We start from the raw sequence: 24,016 nt of genomic DNA, 5'->3' as shown, positions 1-24,016 counted from the left end.
AATATATTGAGAGTTATATCTGACTGACTGCTAAATCAACACTCCGCGCGCAACTGCCTCGTAGTAATCGCCGTTAAGTATTGCCCTTGTGCGCTGTCTGAGTGCATGCTGTTTTTTCTTGCTGTCATACAAAAACGTGCGCTCTGCAATTTTCTGCAGTAAGAGAGTTATTATCCTCATGATAAATCCTCTCCGTTATTCAGAAACATGTTGCAGAAGTAAATTTGTCCCTTGCCGGTTATTTTCGTAGTGTGTGCCGTGAAAGACGGTTTATCTCCGCGCTGTATTGTAGTTTTCTGTATTTCCATTAAGCCGAGATTCATTGACTTTTGAGTCGGCATTGTTGAATTTTTCATGATGAACCCGCGCCGGCGGAACTCCGCATAAAGGAGTCTTTCTCCGGTCTTGTAACCGTTTTGACGCAATAATTTCGCCAAATCCCTGACGAGTATTGAGTCATCACTCGCGCTCACACTGTCAGCAAATAAAACTTTCGGTTTGTCAATTACTGCCTGTGCTTCGAGCTGTTTTTTCTCGGTCTCAAGTTCGGCGGTCTTCTCGCGTTCAGACTTCAACGCCTGTAATACTTCAATGAATATATCAGGGTCGTTTAATATTTTTTCGGCGGCCTCTGGTGTTGCGTAAAATCCGTTCTTCCTTATCGACGGCAGCACTTCACTGCGTACCCAGCGGGAAAATCTCTTTGCCTCCGGTTTTCTGCTCCTGAACACTAGCGCGTACACTCCCGACTCCGTAATTGCGTTCATTTCTCTATCTTGACCACCTGCCCTAACTTTTAGTAAGGTCAGCTCATCCTCGTCAAGACCGTATAAAGCCTTTGTTACATTCTCAATTTCCAGAATATCGCACACATCTTTTGCGACAAACCAAATTGCGCCGTCCTTCTCTATAGTTCTTACTTGTTTATTTTCGTAGCTGAAAATTTGAATTGCGTTATTTTCCGTCATGGTCTGCTAGCTCCTCTGCTGTCATGTCAGCTGTAAAAGGTGTTGAGTTGTCAAATTTGTCAATGTCGGCCTGACTCAGACTCAATTTCGGGAGCCCCGAGTCTTTCCTTTGCTTTAATGCCTCTTCCATCGCGTTGAATGCGTTGATGTAGGCTTCTTTGAATTTCGCTGCTATTGTTCCCGTGAAGCCCATCACAAGAAAAGTGAATCCGTCGCGCGTCATGTAATAGGCGGCTAATTTTCTTCCGGTGCTGTCCGTGTACGAGCTGGGCGTAAAATTGCGCTTAGTAAATTCTTGACTGCAATCAAGATTTCTGATAGCTCTTAGAACGTCCTTGTGATTCTTCCCGAAAACTTTTGCGAGCGACACCGAATCGACCATGACTCGCCCGTTATGTTCGATGACTCCGAGTTCTCCCGCACTCAAAATTGAGGCCGGGTCAATTGCCTGCGTTTTCGGCTCTTTTTTCTTGACCGGGAAATATTCTCTCATAATGCGGATAATTTCCGACTCAATCGTGAACGGTAACTCCCGATCGGTAACTTGAATCTCGATATGTGATGAAAATTGCGGGCGTGATTCCTTGTTTAATACTGCTACAGGGAATTTGAATACTAACTCACGCATAGACATGGTATAATCTCCTCGTTTTCTATTATTTTTTTCACCCGGATTGTATACCGTATAGTCCGGGTGAAATTATTTTTATCACATTATGTAATTTTTGCAACTCTCAATTAATTATTTTGTACGCATTTTTCTGCTGGCACCGGTGGTAAAAAGGTTTTGCCTTTGACTTTGCATTTACAGTGTTGTTGCTTTCGGCATTAACGGCCGTCCTGTCTCCCACGTTGACTCAATCTGCCCGAAATAAATCGGCCATGGCTGATCCTCAAACACGTAACTTTTCAGAGGCATTTCGAGTCTGTATCTCTTAGCTAACACTCTTGCTGGCATTGTTAATAAATCCTGCCTTACGACCTCGATAATATTCATGACATCGCGATAACCCTGACAGTCGGGCGACTCGTCGTAAATTCCTGCAAGAATGCGCACATTGATTCGTGTTGCGTCGAGGGTGCCTTCTTCCTTGTCAGTCATTTCATCGACCTTAACGATAACGCAGGGAAAATTATTCTCTATGTCATCAGGTGTGTAGCCTTGAGGTTCAGTAATTGAGTCTGTCTCGTCGTCGTTTACTTCAGGGCTTGAGGGCTGCGGGAGGTATTGCGCAAAAACTTTCACGGTTTGCAGTAATCCGCTTTTCGCCTGAAGTTCGTAGCCTGCAAATAATTCTTTCAATCTTGACACAAGCGCGTCAAGTAAATTTAAAGCTGTCATTCCTTCTCCTCGATCCAATGCCCATAAGCCTGTACCTGCGCGCATATAGGGTTTATATTTTCTCACAGCAGGACACCAGCACGCTTTAATTCATGCTCAAGCCTTTGTGTGAATGTTTCACGCGCTTTTTTCTCGCCTTCTGCAACGGTTTCTTTGTTCTTGATTAATTGCGGTACAGACGGACTCATGAGCGTTCTAATTCGTGTAGGGTCTCTGATTGCCGCGTAAATATTGCCTCCTCTAGCGAACAAAAAAGCAGGCGGTATAGGCTTTAATCCTCCTGCCCGTTTGACTGCACCTCGAACACTGCCCGGTTTAGCGGGATTTTTGCGGGGTGATAGCTGATATTCTGACAAAGGTTTGCGCGTTCCTCGTGAAATAACTGCTCCGTTCATTTCCCCGCCGTAAGATTTCTTAACGGTTATGCTGTCTCGTAAGTCTTTCTGCTTGACGAAATATTTTTTTGCGGTCTCTCGTAAACTTGCTGTCTTGAATGACTCTAGCGAACGATTCACAGCATGAGAGACGGCAATTTTTATTTTTTCTGGTGCTGTGTTGAGTAAGACTCCTGCTCGGACAAGTGCTCCCGTGTCAAAATCGATATTTATTGACGCTGGCATTTATTTATTCGCCTCCAACGTAACGCGCCACACTTGATCTTGTAATATGCTTGCTTCTGCGATTCTGTATAATTTGCCGTCCAATTTTATTTGTGAGTCCGCTGTAAAATTTCCCTTAATATCTTTCACTCGGCAATAGAGAGTCCCTAGCGATTTTACGACTCCTTCGGGGTTATCGTCTCGGCCTGCTCTGTAGGGGATATTCTGACTCGACGCATATTTTAGGAAAATCGAGAGAATTTTTTTCGTGCCTATCGTGTGAAATCTTGCGAACTCTGACTCATTGAACCAGACGGCGCAGTCATCAAGGTCATGCGCAAATTCATCAATGAAAGTTTCATCTCGCGCGTAAATATCATGAATTGACTTCATCATTTTTTCGTGGAGCTTCTGACTTCTCGCGCTTTGTCGTTGGTCTGTCATTAGCAATAACGGCAAAACCTTTTTCGACGAGTCCCCGCGTAATGGGATTATCAGGGACAGAATCGCCGGACTTGTAAACGCGTGATCCAGATATAAATCTAGCATTTTTCAGTATTATCATATCGCACCTGTAATAACGCCCTTCAGCACGTGCCACGACTTTAAATCATGCGGCATAGGAAGAGGCCGGGAAGATATTTCCACGAATTTTTGCGATGGATTTTCCGTGAACCATGTACGCGGAACATATGAATCCATATGACTGACAAAATTTCCGTCCTTGTCAATGTGAGTTATTACGCCGTAAAGCATTGAGTTTTTCTCTTTGCTTGACTGAATTATGACGGTCTCAGGGTCAACTATCGGCTTTAATGCTGGCTTGCCGTTTTCGTCCTCGATCGGGTACCATTCAGTGTACATCATGAGATCGAACGACGCGCCCGGAACAATCATGCGGCCGAGATAACTTACTCCGCTTTCAAGTTCTGACGGTCTTATTTCGCCGATTTCGACTCTGCGGTTGTCAAGCATTTCGAGAAATTTTTTATTCTTCAACAGCATTGTAGCCGCGTCAATTCCTAGAATAATCATATCGGGGTTAATTCCATCTTTGCTCATTTCAATAGCTATTCGGCTTAACTGTCCGGCAATATCAAAATTTTCTGTCCACCTGTCTGAAGCGTCAAGGGCTGTGATGTTCTCGAAACCGTAATCTACAACTTGATTCACGCCTCGTCCCTTAATTGTGAGTTTACCGTCCTGCTTTACACGAGCACACATATACTCTTCACGCCTCCAGATTGTGTCTTGAAGCTCGATTATGTCCTGTGCTGCGATTTTTGCTGCTCGGTCTTCCGGAGTGAGTCCTGAGTTCCATTCTGACTCGCCAAGTAATTTTTGTGCGAGAGTGTCATTAGTTATGACTCTGTTCGGTGCGACTAACGGTGCTCTGAAAGTTTTGCGCTCATAGCCCTCACGCTCGATATTTTCAGAACAGATTCGTGCGTTGACGTAGGGTGCGAGTTTTCTTTTGCCCTCTTGAAATTCGATCGTTACAGCTTCAACCGGAAAAATTATTACAACATTGTCAGAGAATCTAATCTCTAAAAAAATTTTCAGCGGAATAGTTTTCTTGATGGCTCCCGCCAAAGTTTTTGGATCGTAAAAATCTTGCATGTAATTTTTTCTCCTTCCAATAAAAAAGGAGGCCGAAGCCCCCTAACTATGAGTAAATATCTGACTGACTAACTGCTAAAACGTGTCTCTCCTGCCCCTAAGAAGGGTAGAGAATGAGAGAAAATCGGAGCTGTCATTTTTCCTTAATCTCTCACCCTCTAGAAAAGTAAACAGGAGAAAAATTTTTATATGTGGCTGTGCCGTAAGAAAATTTTGCATTTCCTGAGCGGCTCTCGTGCTAGTTCAATAATTGAGTCGTGATCGTCATTTTCTGTCTCGAACGCAAAAATAACTTCCGAGTCGTGAAAATCTCCCTCAAAGTATGCCGGAGTCTCTATAAATTCATTCTCGCCGATTGTAATATCATCGCATAATATGCAGAAATTATTTGCGGTCGTGAGTCCTGCCTGTGTTGCCGGGATATAACCGTCTGCACCTGCCATGAAAAGAGTCCCGCGCTTAAATTCGCCTTGAGTAGAAATTTTTGCTAAATCTACATGAATAGCCCCGCTTGGACTTGCGATTAAATTATCAGGCGGAGGAGCTGACCCCGCGTTTTTTATGAGCTGTAATTCTGCCTGTGTAGCTTCTGCCATTGTTAATACCCCCTCAAAGAGTTTATGTTATTCGCAATTAAATCTGTAATTCGTTGTCTGTCCTGTTCAGCGTTCGGTGTCGGCTGAGGTTCTAACGCTTTATTGACTGCCTGCGAGTCCTGACTCATTGCGTTGAGTGTCTGAAGATTTTTATCGGCCTGAAGTAAATCAATTGCTATATCCCGCGCGTCTTTTGGCTCGTCGTATTTGGCTCTGCTGATGATTTCTTCACGTCCTGGAGCGTTGAGACTGTCGAGTAATTTAATTCTTTCGCGTTCTGCCTCAATTCCCTTTTTGTAACCTGCCTCGAACGAGCTTTTTATTTCGTCCTGCTGTGTATTTGTTGAATTTGTTATTTGTTCTGGCATTGTTGAGTTCTCCTCCTGTATAAAATTTGCTGGTAATTTTTCTCTCATGAAGTCATCGAGTCGTGCAAAACCTGATTTATTCATGCAGACAAATCCGCCGGTTTTAGTTGCCATTGCTGAAATTTTCACGGGTTCGCTGATTTCGTCGCAGAATTTGAGATTTAAAGCCTCGTCAGCGTCCATCCATGTTTCAGCGTCCATCATTGAAATAATTTTTTCGCGTTCAAGTCCTGTTTTAGCGATATAGACATTTGCTATAGTGTCGCGAATCTTGTCAAGAATTTCTGCTGTGTCGCGCATGTCGTCAGATTGTCCCCATACACCGCCCGCAGGATTGTGAATCATCATGAGCGTATTTCTGGGCATTATGACTTTATCGCCTGCCATAGCTATAACACTTGCTGCACTCGCCGCGAGACCGTCAATTTTGACCGTGATATTTGCGGGGTGGGACTGGAGATAGCTGTAAATCGCCTGAGCCTCGAAAACATCACCGCCGACACTGTTAATTCGCAGAGTCATGTTGTCGATTTTGCCTAAGTCCTTAATTTTATTTATGAGACCCTTTGCGCTGATGAGTCCCCATTTATCAGAGTCAAAGTCTGCTATCTGGTCATAAAGCAAAATTTCAGCCTCGTTATTGGCCATTGCTGTAACTTTAAACAATTTCTGCTGCACCTTCTTTTATTTCGTTAATAATCGAATAGTCTTAATCCGGTTAATTTGTTGTATCTGTCGCAAATTATGTCGCAATATTGCGGGGAAATTTCCATCATTAGACATGTACGGCCGGTCATTTCACACGCAATTAGAGTCGTTCCTGAGCCTCCGAAACAGTCAAGAATAATATCATTTTCTTTGCTGAAGTCCTGCAAAATTTTCATGTGGAGTTCAACGGGCTTTTGTGTAGGGTGGAATAACGGCTGAGGATTTAAATTTTTGCTTCCTTCTCTGATTGCGCCGTTCCATTTTTGAGCGTATTTTTTCACGACGTTAGAGCATGAATTATAAGCAAGTTCACCGCTCCCGAAATCTAAAGTGTTCGGCCTTAACTTATCCCAGAATAACCACCCGCCACTAATCGGCAAGAAATCAGCGAAATACTGACCGCCCAGATAATAAAATTTTTTGTCAGAGAGTTAATTATTTCGTACGTGTTTTATGCTGCGACCAACGGAAGCAGCTGATGACATACAAACGGCCCCGTTTGCAAAAAGGTTTTCGCCTTTGACTTTGCCGTTAAGTGTTTTCACTGTAGCACGTTATCCGTCCCCGCACATGAGTCTATGTCTGCCGAGCTGCACTATTTCGCCGTAATTCATGATTGACTCCTGTCTTTGCTGTCTTCATCGTCCGAGTCAGTATCTTTGATTGTGCCTGTATCTGTAAAACCTGCCTCACGCCGTAATTTTTCTTCTTTGACGCGTTGACGGTGATTCAATTCCCAATCTCCGCCGGTTAATTCTGAAGTTTCGCGCTGTCTTGTGCTGAAGCCGTTTTCTACGCGTAAAATTGCCGCGTTGACTTCTTTGACGGGGTCTAACTGCCCTTGACTCGGCCCGTTCCATTCTGCCCATGAATAAGCATAACGAATCATAGGATCATCAAAGAATCCCGGAGCCTTGACTCGCCCCTTTAAGACCGCTTCACACAACCACTCTTCGTAAATCGGCTGACAGAAATTATTTGACCACCATTTGCGCCAATAATTAAATAATTTCCACGCCTCAAGCAACGCACCTCTTGACGCACTGTAGGAGCTCTCAAAATTTAAGAATAAGACTTCTGCCGGAATACCCAGCGCGCTCCCGATCTGACGTACAAGAGACATAACAAACGCGTCAAATGCTGTGTTCGGCCTTGCAGGTGAGACAGAAACGGGCTTAGTTCTCAGCGGCAAATCTGCAATCATTCCGTACATGTCATTTACTCCGAGAGACTCAACAGTTTTGCGCCAGTCCTCGAGCTCTCCGCCTTCTTGAACTCCCAAATCGCTGGCGTAATTTTCTGCGCCTAAATCTGTATCGTTCTCGTCTCGTGGTTCATGCTCGAAGAAAATCGCGAATATTCCCCCGATAACAGCCGCCATTAATTCAGCGTCAGAATAACGGCCTAATTGCTTTAGAGTCTCGATTACGGGTGCTAAGAACGGGACTCCTCTGTGCTGTCCGATTCGCTCAAATGGTAACAGGTGCAAAATATTTCTGCGTCCTGATAAATGCCCAAATGCCGGGATTCGTATATATTCAAGCCGTTTTTGTCCGGTTAATTCGCTGTCTGGATGACGATTCGCAATGTGATACGCTGTCGGTGTGCCGTCCTCGTTAAATTCGACTCCTCCGTCAATTAATACACCATAGGGCTTGAAAAACGGGTCATGAAGCCTGTCGCCCTCAATGAGAGAGACTCTCAAATCGTACGGGAAATTTTTTATCCTGCGCATTGGCAGTAACACAACCGCGTCGCCGTTGAGCAATACGGACTTGAAGCACAAAGACTGAAGCTCGTAGAAATTCATATAACGCGTGATGTCGCAATTTTTGCTCTCTGCCCAGAAAGAAAATTCGCGCTCGGTGTTCTGTTCCCATTCTGCTGCTTGTTCTTCAGTGAGTCCGAGACTTTCTGCGCCGATCCTGCAATTGAGAGTTAAGCCCGGCCCGACTGAATTTAACACGATTCTGTCTATTGCACCGCGACCGAGAGGCCCTCCGCCTGCGTATAAATCCCGTGAACGTTCGCGCAGTAATTCGAGATTGTCTGTGATGTCTTCAGCTGGAGATTTGGAATTCGAGAACCAGCCCGAAACACTCGGTTTTGTGCGGCTTGCTCCGTAGTGGGAGTAGCCCGAATTTGTGAATCTCTTAATTTTTCTCACCATCCCGGTCTCACAACCCTGAATTTAGGCCGTCTCTTGATTTGCTGCTCTAGTGCTGAAATATCGGCCTGTAATTTCGTTATCATTGTCTGAACGTCTTTCAGGTTTGCGCGCGTTAATTTGAGGCCCTCGACCTCGTAGCTTTGTCCTGAAAGAATAGCCTTTTCTGCTTTGAGATACAGTGTAAGGCGTGATTCTAATAAGTATAATTTTTCTTTTGCTGTCATGATTGTATTTCTCCCATAAAAAACGCCCCACGCTGTCTGCATAATTCGACAACAACAGGGCAATATTTCATTTATCCGAACGAAACCGAAACGCTTATAAAAATTTTTATTCCATGAATGCGCTAAAATAGGGCATTGACGCGTTTGAGTGTTCATACCATTTCGGAAATGTGATTGATTCTAGTTAACCGCCTCGAAATCGAAGCGTTTAAAATATTTATTTTAACAAATCTTTTATTGACTCTTTCATTGTAAATTTCCCATTATCTAAATTAATTTTTTGTTCCTTGAGAAATGTCTTTATTTTTCTGCTTGTAGGATTATTATTTATGTTAGGAAATCTAGTACAAACAATCCTTGCATAAAATTTTGAACCGGAAAAAGCTCCTTTAAAAAGTTTTACGGAATTTTCTATTTGCTTCAATGCTTCCTCATAATCACTGCCTTTAAGTTCAATAAATATTACTGTGGACGCTTTAGTGTTACTTATATAATAAATATAATCACACTTTTTACAGCTTTCTTCATTACAAACGACTCCGCCGTCAACACGAAACACTATCACAGGAATACGATCATTATTTTCTAGTATATAGCTACTTTCTCTTTCTTGACATTTAATTTTCGAATCACTGCGCTTTTGACAGCAATTTTTACACCTATCATATTTATTTTGTGGCGTAACTATGCATATTTTCAGCTCTTCTTTGCAAATCATAATTTATTCTCTACATTCATGCTCTATTTCTAAATCTATAAGTTTATCTGTCGCTTCCCCTATAATATCAGAAATAGTATCAATTTCTGATGCGTCAAACATACCTGTTTCCTGGTCTCGTATATTATGTATTTCATTTTTTGAATCTGTAATTTTATAAGCCGCTGTAACTTCTGGATTTATACGTAACTGTTTGGGAATAATTGAATCTCCATTATCGTTAATAATCTTATTCTCAACTTGTCCAGAATGAATTAACAGGTTTGCAGAAGTCATTATATAAGGACTGTGCGTTGTAATAAAGAATTTACTCTTCGTAGAGTTCAAAGTCAGAGCTATTAATTTTATTATATCTAATTGCGCATTGGGATAAACATTTGCTTCAGGTTCCTCAAGAATAACAAACGCTTTCTTATGTTCGAGAATCAAAGAAAACATTAACAGCAATATCCATAATGCTTCCTGCTGTCCCGATGAGCCGTAAATCAACCTTACCCAATTATTAGAATCAAAATAGAGTTTTTCTCCATCAGTGTCATTAACATAGTCAGCTTTTAAAATTTTCCTGATTATATCTTGCGCAAGTTGTAAATCATCATTGTTCACCGGTTCTCTATCTGTCTTTGCATAATCCTCAACAACTTTATCAAGATTTTTCTTAAATCGAGCCTTTGCAGCTTGTACACGCTTAATAAAATCTATAATAGGCAATCCAAAATTTAAACCACTTGCAACACTTAATTGATCAGCCAAAATAGAAAATATACCACGTCCGGCAGGTACATATATAATTTCAGAGTCATCATGAAATACGCTATCCTTTAAAAATTTTTCTCTAAACTGCTGTGCTTCTAAACGCTGCCAGAAATCCCGAAATGTAAATTTCCATTCCTCTCCTTCTCGTTTCATATTGTCCAAATTAAATTCTCTCACGCCACTGAAGAAACTTTTTAACCTTGCCTCTATTTCACGTGAAAATTCAAATATTATATTTTTTTCATTATCTAAATTAATTAGAATAAAATTATTTTCATCGTAATTGTATTTTATTAGAAAATCCTCATATTCTGTTTTCCCAAAATCAAAATTTTCAAGATACTTTTTATGAAGACTCCTTAAGAAAGATTTGTATATATCATCATAAGATAAATTAGAGAGGAACATATCTTCATTACTAACAAACTCAATTGCATAGTCCCGAATTTTTTTGCAAAAGTATATAATTTTGCCCAACGTACTTTTACCAGATGCCTGTGGACCAATTATCACAGAAAATTCAGCTGATAAGTCTATAGAAACATTTTTTAATGGCCCTAAATTTTGTACTATAATCGAACTACACAATTAAATTCTTCTCTCTTCAAAAAATATCTTAAGTAAGATTTTAGCAGGGTAAACAAGAGTATAAATACTTAGAATCTCATACCCCGCCGAATAATCCCCGTCGTTCCTGAAGTTACACGGCGTTTCATTACTGGTTTGACTGCTTCTGTAATAATTTTTTCTTGCTGTTCCTGCTTATTCTCTATCTTCGGGAGCTTTAACTTAGGCATCACTGATTTATTATTTTTTTTAACTCGTCTTAGCTTGTGCATCTCAAAATTTGGATTAAATAATTCTATTGCTCCTGTCGCATAAACTCTTGTGTCTAACGGCTCATTGCGCAAACCCGGACTTCTTGTCTCCCACGTAATTGTGTCTCGGCCCCTAACACGCTTCACTACCATTCTTTCGGACAATAAACCCTTGAAATATACGGAGTCATAGCCCCTCTTGCTGTCTGAAGGAAAATGACAATAACCCGCTCCCCTGTTCTCAATTTTTAAGCGCGAAAATAATACGCCTTTTATCGTGTTGACACCTAATGTGAATAACGCTACATGCCTGCGATTACTCCTGCTGGGCTTGCTGACACTGGGCATTCCTTCACGGCCCCGCCCTATAATCGCGAAAATATTTCGTCGTGCTCGTGGCTTGCAGAATTTATATACTTCGTCCGTAAAATGTCCCGCGCTGTCAATGCAGACACAAGCAATTCCTAATCTCTCACCGTCCGAATACTGCCAAGTCTTTAGCAAGAAATCATCTAAAGCCTGCCACACTTCATTTTGTCCGGGATCGCCGTAAAAAACTCGGTACTCTATACCCCATGACTCGTGGCCGACCCCCCAGCCTACTACTTCACATTCTAAACGGTCATCTTGTGTGTCAACGCCGCAAGTCAGCACTAACACGCCGTCTGGTAATTCTGCGTTATATTCTTCACGGTGAGACTCTAACGCCTCAATTTCTATCGTGCCCGCTGTTGCCTCATATGGAAGTCCTAAAGCCGTATTTACCCAGCCTTTAACGCCTTCTTCGCCCTTGTGTAAAGCCTCGTGATAATCCTTCACTAAGCCCCGCCATGTCGCCCACGGTGAAGCAAAAGCATTCATATGGAAACCGCGAATTTTTTTCTCGTCAGGATTGGCAGCTATCCATTTCCCGCGTTCTTGACCCGCTTTCCATTCGACTTCATTGTGAACACTGCCGCATTTTGTACAAGTCATAACAGGTTCGGGCAAATCCTTATAGCTTATCTGCTCCCATGAAAACGCGTTAAATTCTCCGCATGTTGGACAAGGTACGCACCACTCTTCTTTACTGCTGAGTTCAAAATCTTTATAAATAGTTGATGTCTGCAAAAGTGTCGGCGTACTGACTTCGAGTATTCGGCGATTCCAAAAATTTTGTGTACGTTTAATCGCTAAAGTCAATGGGTCGCCTTCTTTGCCCGTCGAAATAGGGTAGCGGTCGACTTCATCACATAGCAAAATTCTAATCGGCCTGGCTGCTAACGAAACCGGCGAATTTGTTGCTGCAATCGTGATGTGGCCTCCGACAAATTTTTTGTGCATTAGGGTATTTCCTGAATCACGGCTTCGGGGGTCCTTCACTTTTTCGCTCAAAACAGGCGTATCCCGAATCATCGGCGCGAGTCTATCCTTCGAAAAACTCAATCCCATATCAAGTGTAGGATTTAATACAAGAATCGGGCTTGGCTCCTGGTCAATGAAATAACCGATGACGTTCAACAAAAATTCAGTCTTGCCAACCTGAGCAGCTGTCATTACTACAACACGTTCAATTAACGGATCTGAAATTGCGTCCATGATTTCGCGCTGATATTCGGCTCTTGACGTGCGCCATTGACCGGGTTCTGCGCTGGCTTCGGGGGGAATTCGGCGAAATTTATCGGCCCACTGTGAAATTTTCAAGTCAGGCGGAGGCAGCCACACACTATTGTTATTCAAGAATAGCTGCTGTACTCGTGATTCGTCTTCCGTCATAGTCTGCTAACTCCTTTAAGGCCTCGTCTATTGCAGATTTCAATTTTTCCTGTATCACTAACAAATTTTGTCCGACCAGTTCAGGCGCGATTTTTACAGGGATTGAGCGTAATCTTGTCCGAGCGTTCGAAACATTATCCGTCCAGACTTTTACGACTGCTGAGGCTCGGTGTAATTCTCCGCGTTCTTCTGCGAGTTCTAATTCTTTGAGTTCGGCCTGTGCTGTAACGAGTCGTGTTTGAGCTGCTTTCAGGCTTTCAGGATCGAATTGACTGCGCCAATATGACTCTACGACTTCACCGAGAATATACTCACCGTCGCTGGATTTAGGAATTATACCAGTTTCAATTAACCTGTAAAAGCTGCTTTTCGAGAGACCTAAAAATTTTGCTGCCTCGTCAAAAGTTACGGCAATATTTCTGAAATCGCGAAATTCTTTCTTAGGGTTTGGCATGTAAACACCTCTAATTTGATATTTGGGAAAGGTTGAGCATAAATCCAGTCAGCAACAGGGTTAAACTTTTCCCAGCTGAAAATTTCTGCCGCTAAAAAAATATCGGGCTCAGCGAGCTGACCGCAGACGAAAAACGCCTCCCAGTACCTTTTTTATTCAGTGATAATCAGCCTTCACGAAAAAATTACCTCAAATTTTGCGAATGTCCGAAAACTACAAAGACGGACATTATTTTTTTCGCGCAAACAAAGACAGCGCAACAACTCACAAATTCAGACCGTCCGCTAATCGTGCCAAATGCAAAAATTTCTAATTCGCGCTAAATTTCTTGATAGAATATCTCAATCAAATTAAGGAGGTGATTTCGATATGCCTGAGCCTTACTACCAGTTAAAACTGGCAACTGAAATAACAATAGCCGCAATTCAGAATGGCCTGCAAGTGAATCCAGACAACATAACAATGTTCTTCGATAAAGTATGCAGCACAATAGAACAACACCGTTTAGACTGGGAAAAATCACTTGAGACCGTCATTGTTACTCATGACGCTGATAGGGACAGTTAATAACAACTTTATAATCTCCGGCAGGACTCGCGCCTCCTCTGGAGATTCAAATCCTCTGCGTGCTACACGTTTCACAAAATATAAAAGGTCGTTCTTCAAATCTTGTAATTCTGACTCGCTAAGTTTCATGTTTACACCTCAATTCAGGCTCAAAATTGCCTCGTCTAAATCGTTCTGAGTTGCACCGATATATGAAAACGTTATCGCCGGGTTTGAATGATTTAATAACTTCTGAATCAGCTCTATATCTGTGCCCAACATGTAAAGACGATAGCCGAAAGTCTTTCGCAGTGAATGTGTGCCGATCTTACATTCAAGTCCGCAAGTTTTTGCTGCGTTGCTCAACACTCTTAGCGCGTGCCTCTGTGTGATTCTGTACTGACCGTCGCGACGTGATTTCTGCGATTTGAATAACGGCTCATTCAGGACTGCTCCCAGTGAAGGGGCTTTACTCCTGCGTTGACGTAAATATTTGCTCAATGCCCGCCGTACTGTCGGATGAATAATCATATCAACAAATTTTCCCGTTTTCTTCTCCTGAATCCTCAGACGTTCGGCAATACAAAATCGGCTCCTGCTGTCAATATAGGCAACATCGCGGACGTTCAGGCGAACAATATCGACAATCCTGCGACCCGTGAAAATCCCGAAAATAAACATCGCATAATCACGCAAATTTTTGTTCCAGAAATAACTCGATAACTTGTCAATCTCTGACTGCCTGCGGATCGGCTGAGTCGTCTTGTTCAACATTAATTATCACCGCCGGTTAATGCGCTTATTTCATCCTCAATTATTGCAATTATTCCCCTGTCTTGAATTCGTGAACGCAAACGAATAATTAATTTTTCCAGCAAATTTTTTTCTCTGAATGACTGCTCCATTGAGTCGGCTCTGCATTTGGCTTGACGTGCTTTTGACTCGCGCTCTAAAACTTTTGCTTCCATTAATCTTTTGTCGAGTTCTGAAGGTTCATCGTTTATTCTTCCTGCGCATAAACCCTGTAAATATCTGACATAAGCGTTTACTGTCGGTGCTAAATCAAATACTCCGCGTCCGACTTTGGGAATAATTTTTTTGTGCGCTAACTGTTCAAGCCGGCGTTCTGTGATGTTAAGCAGTCTTGCCGCTGCTTCCTTTGATGCTAAATTAGGCATTAATACTCACACGCAATCTCATTATTTCGTCAAAATTTTTTTCTGTGCCCTCAAGAATCGCGTTACGGCCCGTGTAGTCCTGCCAGCGTTTTACGGCCATATCAACATATTCAGGATTTAATTCTACTGCATAACAACGTCTACGGCATGACTCAGCTGCTATTATTGTCGTACCGCTTCCCGAAAATGGCTCGTAAATTATTTCGTTTATGTCCGAATTATTTAACATCGGACGGCGCATACATTCAACGGGCTTCTGCGTTCCGTGAGTCGTTGTAGTGTCCTCGTTGAAGGCAATATCCCAGAGAGTCGACTCGCTCCTGCTGCCCTGCCAATGACTTTTTTTGCCGTCCCTGACCGCGTACCAGCAAGCCTCATAACCCGGACAATACCACGCCGGACACTCGTTTTCATCACCGCGCAAGGCATACAGACAACATTCGTGCTGCCAGTGATAATCGCCTCGTGAAAGCGCAAATTTAGGTTTCGCCCACACAATTTGTGAACGAATCGCAAAACCGCAATATCTCAAACTTTCCGCAACAGTCTCGCCATGAAGTGAAGCATGCCATACGTACGCAACATCGCCGGGAAATAATTCCCATGCGTCGCGCCAATCGTCTATGTCGTCATTCAAAACGCGGCCGGTTCTCACAACATGAGTTATATTATTGCGCCATTCAGGATTGTAATTCACTCCATAGGGCGGATCGGTTATCATTATGTGAGGCTTTGCGCCTGCTAATAATTTTTTCACAGTGTCAGAATCAGTGCAACTACCGCAAATTATTCTATTTTCACCTAACAGCCATATATCGCCGAGTTTCGAGACCGCAAAATTTTCGAGTTCAGGCGCTGAGTCCTCGTCTTTAGGGAGGTCTGCTACATCCATTCGCAAATTCACAATCTCACGCGATTCAAATCCGGTAAATTCTAAATCGAGGCCGAAATTATCACGCAATGACAACATTTCAGATTTCAGCAAATTTTTGTCCCACTCTGAATCCTCTGCTAGGCGATTATCTGCAAGAATGTAAGCCCGCTTTTGTGCCTCGTTCAGGTGTGAGGCCCTCACACAGGGAATTTCGGAAATTTCAAGATTCTGCGCTGACTTCACAACTGCATGACCCGCGATTATCACGTTATCTGCGTCGATCAAAACGGGTAAAATTATTCCGTATTCCTGAATGCTTGACATCAATTTTTTTATCTGCTTGTCTGAATGAATGCGCGGGTTGTTCTCGTAGGGCTTGAGGGTGTGAGCCGGTATAAGCTCAATTTTCATAATGGAAGGCCGCTCACTGAAACGAGTCTCACTGAACCGTCCGGGGCCTCATTGATTATCATCTTGACAAATTTTTTCTCACTGTTTGGAATTACTAGTTTTTGGAGCGCGAGAAACCTGTAATTTATGCCGTTTGCCGTCTGACTGCCTAAATATGCTATCGGCTCGTATTCTGCCCCGACTATGTCGCTTGTTACTGCTGTGAAGTCCGTCTGCGCCTTTTGCGGCAAGTTACAGCCCTTTACGTCGTCCAAATTCCAACCGCCTAATAATGTCATGTGAATCTCTCCTGTATGAAAATTTTTGCGCATAAAAAAAGAGCGTCGGCCGCCCTTCTTGTATAATCGTTCGCAATGATAATATTTTAGCGCATTTTCTGAATTACAATGCACGTTATAATCAACGTTAATATCACATTGACGCATTTCGCTTATCTCTTACTAAGAATGCCCAGCAATTATAGCCGTAATCCCATGCATCTAACTTACGTTCTGAATTTCTCACTCTGCGAAATCTAGTGAAAACCCAGCGCATACCTTCAGGAGCTATCTCACCGACGATTTCTCTAATATTTCTACGTATAAACTTATTTCCTTTCTAGGACAGAAATTTTTTACTTGCTAAGATCGGAAATAGAAATTAAAATTACACTACAAATTTAATTTTTACCAATCTTAGGACAACAGCTGTCCTTCTATTGTCTCCGCTGTATTTAATGTAAGCTGCTATCTTACTTAAGCACAGCGTAATATTTTATCTAAAGCCTTGAGTTGTGCATTAGCTGCATAATATGAAATTTGAAATTTATCTGCAACCTCTTCCGGCCGCATATCTCTTATTAATCTTATTGGAGCTAATAATTCTCCTGCAAAGACATCGGCCTGCCATTCTGAGTTTTCATAGACTTTTATATCGACTTTCTCATAATTCTTAGCTAAAGGCACTCCAGTATGTAAAATTAGGTGTCCTATCTCATGCGATATAGTCATACGATCTCGACCTACTCCCCGACAAGCTCCATCATAAACAGATTCTTCAATTAAGATAATTCTCTGATTGGGATAAGTTAGTGCTCTAGCCTTCTTTTCCAAACTCCCATCTTGCCAAATTTCATATTGAAAGCCGGGAACAATCATTTGAAGCCTAAATTCTAGAAATTCAACAATAGGAAAGATAAGAACATTACTAGAATAGCCAGAAAGTTTACGCACCCCATCGGCAATAGCTCCTATTTCTGAGCGGCTCCTTGGCGTAACTCTTATTCCTTTATCGTGCAATCGTCATCACCTGCCTTTGATAAAATTCTTAAAATCTCAACCCTATCTTCATGGGTGAGGGAATGAAAACGTTTAGCAAAAGCAATTGCCACTTCTTTATTAGCTGTTGTTTCACCGCCTAAATCAATTTGCAATTTTTGCTGCGACATTTCAACTGCTTTCAGTAAAGAAAAATATTCTTCTTCACTAAGCCTGTAACTATCGCGAATTTTACTCACAATGCCATCAGGTATATTTTTACGCCCTGTCTCTATTGCAGATAAAAAGGCTGAAGATATTTCTAGCGTTTTCGCCATATCACCCAGCAAAAGCCCATTATCTATTCGGAACTTGCGTAACCACTGTCCGAAGGCATTTATCATATTGGCTCTCTCCTTTCATGCATGAATTTGAAGATTGTTATTTATTGACTATTATTTTACTTTTACGGGTTTATTTTGCCAACTTCAAAAGGTTAATTAATAGCCGGGCAGCAAATAAAAATCATCTCCATCACTGGGAGGCATTAACAGCATGTTAGCTAATTTCACGGCAAATTCACGGCGGTACTTCATGACTGTATTCGGCGATAAATTATAACGCGCTGAGACATAACCAAGTTTTGACGCGTACCTTGAGGCAGAATTACCGACAAATTTCACGTGATCCATCACTACTGACCATATGCGGGAATCTGCGTCCTTGAACTCACGAGACACTAAATGTATGTGAGGCCAGCCCCCTGCAATGTCTACTAGTTTGTCAAAATATTCACGGTCAAAAACTATGCGTTCGGCTTCAGTCTCTAAATTCGGCATCGTCGGCATAAAATCATCAGGCAATTTGCTTCGGCCGGCATTCAGTAACTCGTGAATCTCACGCGACGTAGGCTCCCTAACCTCACCAAGCAACAAACTAAATCCCTGCGGATGAAACGCGATTATCAGCTCGATCAAATATGTTACACGATTCAATGCCTCACAAAAACTCTTAACACTACAGCGCATGTGTTATCACTCCTATAAAAACTCGTCAATAATATAAATCAGCGCAATCAACAAAAATAATGCTCCAGAATAAAAAAGTTTATCCCTCATGATTTGCCCTCCGCGCGTGTGTTCCATGCGTTTATGGCTTCGTCCAAGAACGGGTAATGATAGCTGGCTACTTGTCTATTACATTCATCGCTAGGGCAACAAACAAAATAATATCCTGCTATATCCTTATCGTATACAGCTTCACTCCCGCAGAATGGGCACGGTTTTAATTTTTCGCTCATAGTTACAACCTCCGTAAATTCTGTGCTGATTTTACAGGTTCATTCATAAGTTTTTCGAGTCTTTCAAGTTCTGCGTCTAAGTCTTCATCAGGAATTTTTTTGCGCGAATTAAGTTCTTCACTCGTCATCATCATTGATTTTGCCTGCGACTTTGGCGTTAATTTCCGGCTGTGCTGGTTGGCGAGGGCTCCTGCAATGTAATTAAACGTGAGAGTGCTTAAAGGCTTATTTTTGCGCTTAAATCTCTCACAGGCTGTGTCAATTTCCTTCTGAACTCGTGCAGGGTAATGAGACGCGCTTAACGTCCTTAACGCCGAAATTTCTGACTCAGTTAGACTCTTTCTGCCAGTCTTTAGCAATAAATATTCGGCTGTAGGTCTCATAATGGCCGGTGCATCGTCGGGGGTGAAGGCTTCGGGATTATTAACGGGTTCTGAATTTTTCGCGGGGAGGCGGGCTTCCCCCTTTAGGGAGTCTTTATAGTTTAATGGACTCTCGTTTTGCCCTGTAACTTTTTGCAGGGGGGTGGTGCAATTTTTGCAGGGGGGTATCACGGAGTCGAGCAATTCCGGAACTTCTCCGACGGCGTATTCTTGATAGCAGGCTGCTTCGTTGCCAATCAGCGTATAGACAGAATTAATTTGATGTCTGCCGTTTTCGCCCTGTATAAACTGCTCTGTGATTTCGATTAAGCCCCATGATTCTAATTTGTGCAGGGCATTTCTTACTGTGCGCTCACAATAACCGGACTCTTTTGCGATCGTCCGGACCTTCAAGAAACATTTGCGTGTGTTATTATCTGCGTGAGATGTCAGAGTCATATACACGGATTTTGGCGCGCCCTTAAAGCTGCCGTCTCTAGCTACGTTTATATCTAATTTCGCAAAACAAAAATTACTGGTCATGATTTATTTCTCCTTTCGTTTATTCGCTTTCTGCCGGAAATAAGAAATCCGGAATTTTCCCGCCGTTCTCGATGTAATTTACTATTTTGAACGTTAGATAACCTGCGTGAGTCTTCCCGTGTTCGAGAAATATTAACCCGTCAAGCAGTCCCATTACAGCCGGGGCACACTCACAAAGGCGGTTTAACTGTTCCCGCGTCAATGCTTTTCTTGCCATGATCGAGTCTCCCATGCGTTTACTGCGTCTTGTCTCGTAACATATGAATCAGTGCGAACCCTGCAATAATCGCACTCAACATAATATGAAAATTGCACGTCCTTACATGCTGATTTGTACTCGCGCTCCTGAGTACAGGAAATGACGCTGATATTATGACTCCCGCAGAAGGGGCAAGATTTTAATTGCTCGCTCATGATTTCATCTCCTATAGTTGTTTGGATACTCATTCTCGATTATTGACTTACTCGTAACAGTTGCAGTCTTATAATCACTCGAATTTGCATTTAACGGCTTTATCTCTATGGTAGTTGGGGTGTCTTGCAAAAATCCCTTACCACCACAAAATGGGCATGGGCAATAGTTTAAATTCCAGTTCATGACTGCGCCTCCTGCTGTTTATTCCAGTTAGTTAGAATTTCATTCAGCACATCGTTGTATTTATTCTTATCGTGGTTTTTCGCTCTTAAGTATGTATGCATAGGAGATAAGGGACATTGAATAAATTTTAAAATAGTTCTTGTTATAAGATTTTATGTAAATCAGTATGTTATTTTTTCTACGTTTTTTATACGGTCATTCTATAGATCGCGTTTGTATTGTTTCTTGATTTTTATGCGGCTGCTCTATTAAAGCTACAAAAATTCCTATGTAAAATACAAGGCAGACTATACATATACAAATACTCTTAATGAAAATTTTAACTCTATTTTGAGAATCACTGCCAGCAATAAGTACATCCATCCATGATATAACAGGTACTATAGTTCCGTAAATTATCCAGCTAAACATTGAACCTTCCAAACCCTTATGCTTGGCATTTATAGCAATTACATAACCTGAAGCTAACATTAAGACAGGGATTAATAATTCTCTATGTGCTATTTTTGTTCTGGTAAAAGTCCCTAAGATACACAGCATTATAAAAGCTCCGACCACAGCACAGCAAATATATTTTAAAATTTTCAGGAATATTGAAGACTTCTTATTGATTATTACGGGCAATTCTTCATGTTTAGACTCAACAGGAGGCGTAATGTATTCAGGCTCAGATATATTTTTAGGCTGCTCGGCTGCTTTTATTTCTGTAATATTAGGCGCAAATTGCATTGTATAATCATATTCATCAGGAGCAAAATATTCATTCTGGAAAAGGCCAAGTTCTTCGGCAAGTCTTAAAATATGCTTACACGGCCAAGCGTCATGTCCAAGCGCAAAATCTTTACATGTGCAATTTTTTAGAGTCGTCGTGTATGTGCCATTGCTGGAAGATTTAAAAACGGCCTCGCCCTTGTCGGGGTCAATGGATAAAATTTTTGTAGAATGCGAACGTTTGCGGCGGCTTGCGAGTTCAGGAGAATTTAAAATGTGTCTTGCCCATTTAGCTTCCCATGTGCATTTATGACAAAATATATTGCCTTCGAGGGTGTCGCGTCCGCAGTGCTTGCAGGGGATAAATTTTTTCACGCCTTCTGATGTCATGCGATATTTTATTTGGAAAACATAACGTTAAGCTCAACCGTTGAAATATCGCCCGCTTTTATTCCGTATTTTGCTGCGATTTCGCGTCTTGATTTAAGCATCATGTTTGCTAAAACGCCGTCTTGATACATTGACTGCTCTAGTGAGTCTTTGATACTCAATCCCATTTTTGAAGATTTTTGCGCGTTGATTTCTTTTGCCTGCGCTAATTCAGTCACGATAGATTTTTGCTGTTTAGTTGTAAGCTGCTTTAATACATCGGAGGTCTGCTCTTTCTCGTATATTGCGTCGATCTCTTCACTTAGCAGAAATCCATTAGCTTTTAACTTTTTGTCGGCCTCACGTATAGCAGTCTGAATATCGCTGCCATGTGCCATAACTGCGAAAATTACAATAAATATAATACACAGCGCAAAATATTTTTTCATGAAAACACAGCTCCTCCCGTTTACTTTCTTTTATTTCTTCGTCTAGGCAGCTGAGTATTTTTTGCTGCTTCCTTCTCAGCTTTTACTCTATCAGCGAGCCAGTGTCCTGGTTGGCAATCCTTTATAATTACGTTCATCATAAGCCCTGAACAACTGCCGATTACTTCGAGAGGCTCCTTTTTTCTGACATTTTTCAGGAAAGCAAGATGTTCAGCCTCAAAGAAACACTGCACGGTCCGGAAAGAGTTTTCATCCTGCCTGCTATAGCCTTGAGTACCGCCCATTAATGTTATATACATGTTGCCTGCTATATCTTTACCGATATCCTTTACAAAGCCGAAAACGTGAATTTTTTTGTTCAGGAACATATCATCAGCGTTAATTTCGTTCTGGTCATAAAGATTAATCAATGATACAGCTGACACAGACAGATAATCTTTGCTTTCAATGTTTATGTGAGTTTCCTGATATGCTTCACTTTGGGCAGATAAAATAAAAAGTGCTATGAGACACAAAAATTTTTTCATGAAAGCGCAATCCCCCTTTTAAAATTTATTGACCGGCAATAGGCGCAAAAAGCATACACAAGAACGCAATAATCAATGAAACTATAATTTGCATAATTACAGGCAGGCTAGGCGCAAAAAACATTATTACGACAGAAGCAGCAAGGCATATAACAGCCAGCCACTTCATAAGACGTGAAAGTCTGCCGATTATCGCAAGTATGAAAAATATAACAGCAATAACCGAAACAGCTAAAAGAACCATGTAAAACGGGGCATCTTTACCGCCCATTGAACCTATAAAACCGCCGAACCTATTAAGCCCCTCTGCCGCCGAAAGACTTGCTAAAATGCCTATTACACTAAAAATTTTTTGCAAAATGATCACAATCCCTCTCTAAAAATTTTTTATAGCGCTGGTACTACAGGAGCATTCTTAGCCCCTTGTATATCAAAAAATCTACGTAACATTTCAAAGCCTTCTCTTGTCTCAGGCAAATTCACATACATATCATTATTTCTGATAATTAATCTCTTTTCTTGATGCTCATAGTAATCAGGTTTAGGAACAAATTGCGCTCCTTCTTGTAATACAACCCCGTCATTTTCTCCTGATAGATAGGCGACAGTCGTATTTAATGCTTCCGCAAGAAGATTTAATTTTGTAGCGTCCGGGACTTGTTTGTTTTGCTCCCATCGCCGTATCGTATTTACATGAACATCTATTCGTTCTGCGAGCTTTTCTTGGGATAAACCTAATATCTCGCGCTGTTCCCTTAATCTTTTGCCATTAAACATGAAAATCACCTCTTCTTTTATGAATAAAATAACAATTTTTGTAGTTTTTTTCCAGACAAAAATTTGTGAATTGAGCTATCAAATTTTGTAGGTGAAATGTGTGTATATTCGAGAATACAGAAAAAGAAATAATCTAACCCAAACTGAATTAGCAGATAAAATCGGTGTTCATGAGAATACTCTTCGACGCTGGGAAAATGGCGATTTTGAACCGCGTTCTAATGATTTACAAAAATTAGCAGAGACTCTCGGCTGCACAGAAGCAGAATTACTCAACGGCCCAAACGAAAACAAAATCAAAATCTCCCTATCCTATGACTGGGAGAAATACGAGAAAGGAGATATTAACATGACTGGGAATGAATTTGATATTTTTCTTGGCAGAGACGGCGAAATCGGTCTCAAAGGTGCTGGCAAATTGACAAGTCGTGAAGCTGTAGAAGATTTCTTGTCGCACGTCAGACTTCAGGTTGAGGCAGGTTTTGAGGCTCAAATTAAGCGCGGTGCAATTCAATTAGCGTAGAAATTTTTGCGGGTGGTCTCACGTTTTGCCGCAATTTTTTATAGTTTACAGGAGGCAGTCATGAAAAATTTTGCAAATATCGCTGAAGTAAAAGTCTTGGCAGATTATATGAGAATTAATGAATTTCTGCGTAATTTCTGGATTCTGCTCGATATTTTCCACGATGACAATAATTTACTTTTCGTGCTGGGACTCCCTTATGACGCTGTCGAACTGGTGAATCAGGAGGACTCCTGCGATGATTAATAAAGCTGAACTGCTTTTACTCGTCAGAAATACTCAACTCGAAATTAATTCTAAATTTGAGAAATTATTTGACATCATTGCTAATTTTCAGGAAACACAGCCGGAACCGGTGATAATTCATTCTCAGGATAAAGACTCATGGCTCACAGTTAAAGAAGTCTGCAAGGCTCTCAAGATCAGCGGCTCAACTTTTTATGAATATGTCAAAGAGGGATTATTACCGCCGGGGTGTGAGTTCGGGCCTCGTTCTAAACGCTGGAAATTGTCAGAT

The 24,016-nt window shown here is 41.6% G+C and carries 38 protein-coding genes; 4 read left to right on the top strand and 34 right to left on the bottom strand.

The genetic code is table 11. The annotated features are described in order from the left end of the window. Positions 1-30: 30 nt before the first annotated feature. The 17 genes from IJT21_10210 to IJT21_10130 form a co-directional block, all read right to left on the bottom strand. Positions 31-180, bottom strand: coding sequence for a hypothetical protein (locus IJT21_10210; GenBank protein ID MBQ7578623.1), 150 nt, complete (start codon positions 178-180; stop codon positions 31-33). Beyond that, positions 177-968: a phage antirepressor KilAC domain-containing protein gene (locus IJT21_10205; protein ID MBQ7578622.1), complete on the bottom strand. Its 792-nt coding sequence runs from the start codon at positions 966-968 to the stop codon at positions 177-179. Before IJT21_10205 ends, IJT21_10210 begins: the two co-directional genes overlap by 4 nt. Further along, positions 955-1,461: a Rha family transcriptional regulator gene (locus IJT21_10200; protein MBQ7578621.1), complete on the bottom strand. Its 507-nt coding sequence runs from the start codon at positions 1,459-1,461 to the stop codon at positions 955-957. The genes IJT21_10205 and IJT21_10200 overlap by 14 nt, the downstream gene beginning before the upstream one ends. A gap of 312 nt (positions 1,462-1,773) precedes the next feature. Further along, positions 1,774-2,376: a hypothetical protein gene (locus IJT21_10195; GenBank protein ID MBQ7578620.1), complete on the bottom strand. Its 603-nt coding sequence runs from the start codon at positions 2,374-2,376 to the stop codon at positions 1,774-1,776. Further along, positions 2,373-2,930, bottom strand: a complete 558-nt coding sequence (locus IJT21_10190; GenBank protein ID MBQ7578619.1) for a hypothetical protein — start codon at positions 2,928-2,930, stop codon at positions 2,373-2,375. Before IJT21_10190 ends, IJT21_10195 begins: the two co-directional genes overlap by 4 nt. Further along, the gene (locus tag IJT21_10185; GenBank protein ID MBQ7578618.1) at positions 2,931-3,305 is read right to left on the bottom strand and encodes a hypothetical protein; all 375 of its coding nucleotides are present in this window, start codon (positions 3,303-3,305) and stop codon (positions 2,931-2,933) included. Beyond that, a complete protein-coding gene (locus IJT21_10180) occupies positions 3,286-3,510 on the bottom strand; it encodes a hypothetical protein (GenBank protein MBQ7578617.1) in 225 nt (74 codons plus the stop codon). The genes IJT21_10185 and IJT21_10180 overlap by 20 nt, the downstream gene beginning before the upstream one ends. Further along, complete coding sequence (locus IJT21_10175; GenBank protein MBQ7578616.1) at positions 3,471-4,529, bottom strand: major capsid protein; 1,059 nt, start codon at positions 4,527-4,529, stop codon at positions 3,471-3,473. The genes IJT21_10180 and IJT21_10175 overlap by 40 nt, the downstream gene beginning before the upstream one ends. A gap of 185 nt (positions 4,530-4,714) precedes the next feature. Next, positions 4,715-5,125, bottom strand: coding sequence for a hypothetical protein (locus IJT21_10170; protein MBQ7578615.1), 411 nt, complete (start codon positions 5,123-5,125; stop codon positions 4,715-4,717). Positions 5,126-5,127: 2 nt separating this feature from the next. Then, positions 5,128-6,159 carry a Clp protease ClpP gene (locus IJT21_10165; GenBank protein ID MBQ7578614.1) on the bottom strand — a complete coding sequence of 344 codons (1,032 nt, stop codon included), beginning with the start codon at positions 6,157-6,159 and terminating at the stop codon, positions 5,128-5,130. 26 nt (positions 6,160-6,185) lie between these two features. Continuing rightward, complete coding sequence (locus IJT21_10160) at positions 6,186-6,581, bottom strand: site-specific DNA-methyltransferase (protein ID MBQ7578613.1); 396 nt, start codon at positions 6,579-6,581, stop codon at positions 6,186-6,188. Positions 6,582-6,811: 230 nt separating this feature from the next. Continuing rightward, a complete protein-coding gene (locus tag IJT21_10155; GenBank protein MBQ7578612.1) occupies positions 6,812-8,371 on the bottom strand; it encodes a phage portal protein in 1,560 nt (519 codons plus the stop codon). Further along, the gene (locus tag IJT21_10150; protein ID MBQ7578611.1) at positions 8,365-8,595 is read right to left on the bottom strand and encodes a hypothetical protein; all 231 of its coding nucleotides are present in this window, start codon (positions 8,593-8,595) and stop codon (positions 8,365-8,367) included. The genes IJT21_10155 and IJT21_10150 overlap by 7 nt, the downstream gene beginning before the upstream one ends. A 217-nt stretch (positions 8,596-8,812) precedes the next feature. Next, entirely contained in the window at positions 8,813-9,313 is a 501-nt protein-coding gene (locus IJT21_10145; protein ID MBQ7578610.1) for a hypothetical protein, read from the bottom strand. A 3-nt stretch (positions 9,314-9,316) separates the two neighbouring features. Continuing rightward, positions 9,317-10,657 (bottom strand): AAA family ATPase, encoded by a 1,341-nt coding sequence (locus IJT21_10140; protein MBQ7578609.1) that lies wholly within the window; start codon positions 10,655-10,657, stop codon positions 9,317-9,319. A 68-nt stretch (positions 10,658-10,725) separates the two neighbouring features. Continuing rightward, positions 10,726-12,642, bottom strand: a complete 1,917-nt coding sequence (locus IJT21_10135) for a phage terminase large subunit family protein (GenBank protein ID MBQ7578608.1) — start codon at positions 12,640-12,642, stop codon at positions 10,726-10,728. After that, positions 12,599-13,096 carry a helix-turn-helix domain-containing protein gene (locus IJT21_10130; GenBank protein ID MBQ7578607.1) on the bottom strand — a complete coding sequence of 166 codons (498 nt, stop codon included), beginning with the start codon at positions 13,094-13,096 and terminating at the stop codon, positions 12,599-12,601. The genes IJT21_10135 and IJT21_10130 overlap by 44 nt, the downstream gene beginning before the upstream one ends. Before the next feature lie 369 nt (positions 13,097-13,465). On the opposite strand from IJT21_10130, the gene IJT21_10125 reads away from it, so the two are divergent. Continuing rightward, positions 13,466-13,663, top strand: a complete 198-nt coding sequence (locus tag IJT21_10125) for a hypothetical protein (protein ID MBQ7578606.1) — start codon at positions 13,466-13,468, stop codon at positions 13,661-13,663. A 138-nt stretch (positions 13,664-13,801) separates the two neighbouring features. Here the strand turns inward: IJT21_10125 and IJT21_10120 are convergent, their stop codons facing one another. From IJT21_10120 to IJT21_10040, 17 genes are all read right to left on the bottom strand, one after another. Further along, the gene (locus tag IJT21_10120) at positions 13,802-14,416 is read right to left on the bottom strand and encodes a tyrosine-type recombinase/integrase (protein MBQ7578605.1); all 615 of its coding nucleotides are present in this window, start codon (positions 14,414-14,416) and stop codon (positions 13,802-13,804) included. Then, the gene (locus IJT21_10115) at positions 14,416-14,820 is read right to left on the bottom strand and encodes a hypothetical protein (protein ID MBQ7578604.1); all 405 of its coding nucleotides are present in this window, start codon (positions 14,818-14,820) and stop codon (positions 14,416-14,418) included. The genes IJT21_10120 and IJT21_10115 overlap by 1 nt, the downstream gene beginning before the upstream one ends. Then, positions 14,813-16,105, bottom strand: coding sequence for a site-specific DNA-methyltransferase (locus IJT21_10110; GenBank protein MBQ7578603.1), 1,293 nt, complete (start codon positions 16,103-16,105; stop codon positions 14,813-14,815). Before IJT21_10110 ends, IJT21_10115 begins: the two co-directional genes overlap by 8 nt. Beyond that, positions 16,102-16,383, bottom strand: a complete 282-nt coding sequence (locus tag IJT21_10105) for a hypothetical protein (GenBank protein ID MBQ7578602.1) — start codon at positions 16,381-16,383, stop codon at positions 16,102-16,104. The genes IJT21_10110 and IJT21_10105 overlap by 4 nt, the downstream gene beginning before the upstream one ends. A 456-nt stretch (positions 16,384-16,839) precedes the next feature. Then, positions 16,840-17,382: an ImmA/IrrE family metallo-endopeptidase gene (locus IJT21_10100; GenBank protein MBQ7578601.1), complete on the bottom strand. Its 543-nt coding sequence runs from the start codon at positions 17,380-17,382 to the stop codon at positions 16,840-16,842. Further along, on the bottom strand, positions 17,364-17,744 hold the full coding sequence (locus tag IJT21_10095; GenBank protein MBQ7578600.1) for a helix-turn-helix transcriptional regulator: 381 nt from the start codon (positions 17,742-17,744) through the stop codon (positions 17,364-17,366). The genes IJT21_10100 and IJT21_10095 overlap by 19 nt, the downstream gene beginning before the upstream one ends. Positions 17,745-17,840: 96 nt before the next feature. Further along, positions 17,841-18,368, bottom strand: coding sequence for a hypothetical protein (locus tag IJT21_10090; protein MBQ7578599.1), 528 nt, complete (start codon positions 18,366-18,368; stop codon positions 17,841-17,843). Positions 18,369-18,454: 86 nt separating this feature from the next. Beyond that, the gene (locus IJT21_10085; GenBank protein ID MBQ7578598.1) at positions 18,455-18,640 is read right to left on the bottom strand and encodes a Lar family restriction alleviation protein; all 186 of its coding nucleotides are present in this window, start codon (positions 18,638-18,640) and stop codon (positions 18,455-18,457) included. 2 nt (positions 18,641-18,642) lie between these two features. After that, complete coding sequence (locus IJT21_10080) at positions 18,643-19,545, bottom strand: helix-turn-helix domain-containing protein (GenBank protein ID MBQ7578597.1); 903 nt, start codon at positions 19,543-19,545, stop codon at positions 18,643-18,645. A gap of 19 nt (positions 19,546-19,564) precedes the next feature. After that, positions 19,565-19,762: a hypothetical protein gene (locus IJT21_10075; protein ID MBQ7578596.1), complete on the bottom strand. Its 198-nt coding sequence runs from the start codon at positions 19,760-19,762 to the stop codon at positions 19,565-19,567. After that, a complete protein-coding gene (locus IJT21_10070) occupies positions 19,744-19,959 on the bottom strand; it encodes a Lar family restriction alleviation protein (protein ID MBQ7578595.1) in 216 nt (71 codons plus the stop codon). Before IJT21_10070 ends, IJT21_10075 begins: the two co-directional genes overlap by 19 nt. A gap of 4 nt (positions 19,960-19,963) precedes the next feature. Next, complete coding sequence (locus IJT21_10065) at positions 19,964-20,143, bottom strand: hypothetical protein (GenBank protein MBQ7578594.1); 180 nt, start codon at positions 20,141-20,143, stop codon at positions 19,964-19,966. Positions 20,144-20,338: 195 nt separating this feature from the next. Further along, on the bottom strand, positions 20,339-21,229 hold the full coding sequence (locus tag IJT21_10060) for an SWIM zinc finger family protein (GenBank protein ID MBQ7578593.1): 891 nt from the start codon (positions 21,227-21,229) through the stop codon (positions 20,339-20,341). 23 nt (positions 21,230-21,252) lie between these two features. Then, positions 21,253-21,672: a hypothetical protein gene (locus tag IJT21_10055; protein ID MBQ7578592.1), complete on the bottom strand. Its 420-nt coding sequence runs from the start codon at positions 21,670-21,672 to the stop codon at positions 21,253-21,255. Between the two features lie 20 nt (positions 21,673-21,692). Next, positions 21,693-22,199: a hypothetical protein gene (locus tag IJT21_10050; GenBank protein ID MBQ7578591.1), complete on the bottom strand. Its 507-nt coding sequence runs from the start codon at positions 22,197-22,199 to the stop codon at positions 21,693-21,695. 25 nt (positions 22,200-22,224) lie between these two features. Further along, positions 22,225-22,557 (bottom strand): hypothetical protein, encoded by a 333-nt coding sequence (locus tag IJT21_10045; protein ID MBQ7578590.1) that lies wholly within the window; start codon positions 22,555-22,557, stop codon positions 22,225-22,227. Positions 22,558-22,586: 29 nt separating this feature from the next. Further along, positions 22,587-22,976 carry a helix-turn-helix transcriptional regulator gene (locus tag IJT21_10040; GenBank protein MBQ7578589.1) on the bottom strand — a complete coding sequence of 130 codons (390 nt, stop codon included), beginning with the start codon at positions 22,974-22,976 and terminating at the stop codon, positions 22,587-22,589. Positions 22,977-23,076: 100 nt separating this feature from the next. On the opposite strand from IJT21_10040, the gene IJT21_10035 reads away from it, so the two are divergent. The 3 genes from IJT21_10035 to IJT21_10025 form a co-directional block, all read left to right on the top strand. Then, positions 23,077-23,499: a helix-turn-helix transcriptional regulator gene (locus IJT21_10035; GenBank protein MBQ7578588.1), complete on the top strand. Its 423-nt coding sequence runs from the start codon at positions 23,077-23,079 to the stop codon at positions 23,497-23,499. Between the two features lie 60 nt (positions 23,500-23,559). After that, the gene (locus IJT21_10030) at positions 23,560-23,745 is read left to right on the top strand and encodes a hypothetical protein (protein MBQ7578587.1); all 186 of its coding nucleotides are present in this window, start codon (positions 23,560-23,562) and stop codon (positions 23,743-23,745) included. Further along, positions 23,738-24,016 (top strand): helix-turn-helix domain-containing protein (locus tag IJT21_10025; protein MBQ7578586.1); only part of this gene is annotated, 279 nt, incomplete at its 3' end. The genes IJT21_10030 and IJT21_10025, both read left to right, overlap by 8 nt.

The organism is Synergistaceae bacterium (assembly GCA_017443945.1).
In the GTDB taxonomy this organism is placed as follows: Bacteria; Synergistota; Synergistia; order Synergistales; family Aminobacteriaceae; genus JAFUXM01.
This window is presented reverse-complemented; position numbering and strand designations above follow the sequence as displayed.